Here is a 3,030-nt window from a genome sequence, read left to right on the forward strand (position 1 = left end):
TAGACGGGATTCTTTGTGGGGCAAGAGAATCCCCGCGACCCATGGTCGACATGCATTGCCCCACGGGCCGTCTGCGTCCTCGCAGATCTGAATGTCGTTGGTGCGATCTAGCAGTCGTTCGATGCTGACCCGGCATCCATCACGGCCCTAAGCGAGTAGGCGAGCGGAGATGGCGGGCAGCTCGGCGTAGGTGGCGATTCCTGATGTCGCCGCGCAGACCGCGGGTATCGCGTTCACGAGGGGCGCGGCGGTGATGCGCAGTCCGATGCCGCGCATCCGTTCGGGAGTCAGGTCGGCGAGATCTTCTGCGGTTGGCAGCATATCGACCTTCACATACACACTCGGATCGCCGAGGATCTCGATGCGGTATCCGTGTTCCACCGTCCATGCCGGGTCCAGCGATTGGGTGGCGATCCAACGTTGATTGACGGCGAGGACTTCGGTGCCGTTGACGTTGCCGTACCACTTCACGTTCATGCCGCCGACATGGCCGACCGGTATCGATACCCCGTCGGCCACGACGTCGTCGGTGGCGTAGGCAAATTCGACGTCGCACAGGATCTCATCGAGGTCAATCCGCATCATCCGGGCGAAGACGTCGACGGCTTCGGCAAACACGACGGTGCCGCGACGGACGTCGTCAGCGTGGCCTGGGTCGCCCTGTGGCCGGCCCCAGCCGACGGACTGGAAGTTGGCATCACCGATGAACCGCGACACGTCCACGGACTCCGTCATCGACGCCTTGCGGACGTTGGTAGATACGCCGCTGGAGACAGCGGCGACCATCTGGGCGAACCCGGGATTCATGCCGCTGCCGAATATCGTGGCATCGCCGTCGCGGGCTGCGGCTTCGATAGCCGCGCGATCACTGTCGGACAGATTCATGCCCGTCAAGAACTCCGCACTGGTAACGATGTTGACGCCCGCTCGCAGGATGCGTTGCACCTCGACAACGTCAAAATGCAGCGGCGTGTAGATGATGCAGTCCGGTTGCAGCTCCAAGAGTGCATCGACGTCATTGGTCGCGTAAACACCTACGTCCGTGCCGAGATTGCATAGCTTTCCAATGTCGAGGCCGACCTTTTCAGGCGAGTACGCGTAGGCGCCAACGAGCGCAAGATCGGGACGCGTCAATAGCGCCTTCACGGCTTCGGCGGCGACATTGCCCGTCGTCCATTGCACAACGCGCAGAACATCATTGGGCATGCCGCCAACTTTCATCTCTTGCGGGAATTCGACTGCTCCAGGTACGCCACAATCGCATCCGTTAGACCTTGCCGCGCGAGGTCGAGGTCGTAGTAGCTGCCGAGCTGGCGCTCTGAGGTGATGCCGCGCATCGCTCCCGGAATAAAGGTGGCGACTGAGCGCACTCGTTCGGGGTCAATGTTCAAGTCGGCGAAGGCATTCTGACAGGTTGCGAGCCAACCTCGCCCCCACGACTGGAGTTCTGCGGACGTGCGCGGGTAGAGGCGTTCGAGCTCGGCGGGGTCGCGCGGCAACGCGGCGCGCAGGTTCTCGATCGCCCGCGAGTCAGTCGCGGTCAGGCCCTCGTACAGGGTGTCGATGATGGCCGCGACACGTTGTCGTAACGGCGCCGCGGCGTCGGTAGGCGCGAATACGTCTGCCCGGTGCTCGGCAGTGCGGTGAAGCACCGCGGCCCATAGACCGTCGGCGCCGCCGAACTGGTACTGCACCACACCCCAGGTGGCGCCGATCTGCTTTGCGATCCGATTCGCTGACACCGCACCGGGATCGCCGGTAGCCAGTGCCTTCAGGGCGGCCTCCAGCATGTTCTGGCGGGTGGCATCGCCCCGCCGGTTGGTGCGCTGCGGCTGAATGCCGGCGTCGGTCATTGTGCAGATGGTACGGCCCCACCACTCACTTCAGTCAGATACAGAGAACATTCTATGATTTTTTCATTGAAGCTACTATGCTTCCTGCTTGGACGATTCTCCGGTACAGCCCCACACGCCAGTAAAAGGAGCTCAGATGGCGAAGCCGCCGCTATCGATGAAGCCGACCGGTTGGTTCCAAATCGCGTGGTCCGACGAGATCTCCGCCGGCGACGTGCACAAGATGCATTACTTCGGTCAAGAAATGGTGGCCTGGCGGGCGCAGTCGGGACGACTGACGGTAATGGACGCCTACTGCGAACATCTGGGCGCTCACTTGGGTTTCGGCGGCCATGTCGAGGGCGACGTCATCGAATGCGCCTTTCACGGCTGGCAGTGGAACCATGAGGGTCGCAACGTCTGCATCCCCTACGAGAAGCGACCCAATCGCGGACGAAAGATGCGCACCTACCCGGTGGTGGAACGAAACGAGTCGGCCTACATCTGGCACGACGTCGAGGGCCGAGAGCCGTTCTTTGATGTGCCCGACATCTTCGCCAGCTTCGAGGACGGCAGCAGCCTGGCCGACTACTACCCCCGCCAGACCCTGCACGAGCCGAATCGCGAATTGCATCCGCAGTACGTGATGGAAAACGGCGTTGACGTCGCCCACTTCAAGTTCGTGCACAAGACGCCGATCGTGCCGGTCTTCACCCGGCACGATTTCGATCAGCCGACGTCCTACGTCGACTTCACCATCACCTTCGAAGGCGACGAAAACCAGTCGATCGACGACATCGACAGCAACATCCAGGCGATCAACGGCGGCCTTGGCATTGCGGTGACGAAAAGTTCCGGCATGATCGACAACCGGACGATCTCGGCCACCACCCCGGTCGACGACCACACCTCTGACGTTCGGTTCACGGTGTACATCGGACGGGTGCCCGGCAAAGATGCCCCTCGGCACGAAACAAAGGCGCAGGAGTTCGCCCAGGACGTCATCCGGCAGTTCAAGCAAGATGTCCACATCTGGTCACACCAACGCTATTCGGACCCGCCCGCACTTTCGTCCTCGGAGTTTGAAGGGTTCACCGCGATCCGCAAGTGGGCCCAACAGTTCTATCCCGACGGACGAGGCGGCAGCGCCGCGGAGCTGCAATCCATCACCGCTGAGGCTCAGTGAAAGGCCCAATCG

The 3,030-nt window shown here is 62.0% G+C and carries 3 protein-coding genes; 1 reads left to right on the forward strand and 2 read right to left on the reverse strand.

Features of this window, described 5'->3' with window-relative positions:
- Positions 1–147: 147 nt before the first annotated feature.
- Positions 148–1,206, reverse strand: coding sequence for a dihydrodipicolinate reductase (locus VN856_RS11655; RefSeq protein WP_325689119.1), 1,059 nt, complete (start codon positions 1,204–1,206; stop codon positions 148–150).
- An 11-nt stretch (positions 1,207–1,217) separates the two neighbouring features.
- Entirely contained in the window at positions 1,218–1,853 is a 636-nt protein-coding gene (locus VN856_RS11660) for a TetR/AcrR family transcriptional regulator (protein WP_325689121.1), read from the reverse strand.
- A 136-nt stretch (positions 1,854–1,989) separates the two neighbouring features.
- Between VN856_RS11660 and VN856_RS11665 the strand changes: the two genes are divergently transcribed.
- Positions 1,990–3,018, forward strand: coding sequence for a Rieske 2Fe-2S domain-containing protein (locus VN856_RS11665; RefSeq protein ID WP_325689123.1), 1,029 nt, complete (start codon positions 1,990–1,992; stop codon positions 3,016–3,018).
- Positions 3,019–3,030: the final 12 nt, after the last annotated feature.

The organism is Mycobacterium sp., assembly GCF_035603715.1.
Lineage (GTDB): Bacteria > Actinomycetota > Actinomycetes > Mycobacteriales > Mycobacteriaceae > Mycobacterium.

Bases quoted from the DNA above. Each gene is read 5' to 3' on its own strand.
- VN856_RS11655 (WP_325689119.1), bottom strand. From the start codon at position 1,206: ATGCCCAATGATGTTCTGCGCGTTGTGCAATGGACGACGGGCAATGTC.
- VN856_RS11660 (WP_325689121.1), bottom strand. From the start codon at position 1,853: ATGACCGACGCCGGCATTCAGCCGCAGCGCACCAACCGGCGGGGCGAT.
- VN856_RS11665 (WP_325689123.1), top strand. From the start codon at position 1,990: ATGGCGAAGCCGCCGCTATCGATGAAGCCGACCGGTTGGTTCCAAATC.